Annotated in this window: 1 pseudogene; it reads right to left on the minus strand. The window is 56.8% G+C overall.

The window, feature by feature from the left end:
* Positions 1-206 (minus strand): annotated as a pseudogene (locus tag AAC147_RS12240) (DNA primase); the annotation flags it as partial.

The following is a 206-nucleotide window of genomic DNA, read 5'->3' on the forward strand; positions in this document are numbered from 1 at the left end:
TCGGTCTGCTCGCGGGATTCGTTCACCGTCAGCACCAGACAGCGGTTGAGCAGTTCTTCATCCACATCAATGGCCGTCGTGGTTAACATCAGCATCACCGGGCCTTTGACGGTATAGCTTTTGGTGACCAGGTTGCCGGTGGCTTCGTCCTTGCCCGTGCTCGCCATCGTTAACTCGCCGTCCGATTGCAACAGCTTGAGCGCATA

The organism is Xenorhabdus sp. NBAII XenSa04, assembly GCF_963866145.1.
GTDB lineage: Bacteria > Pseudomonadota > Gammaproteobacteria > Enterobacterales > Enterobacteriaceae > Xenorhabdus > Xenorhabdus indica.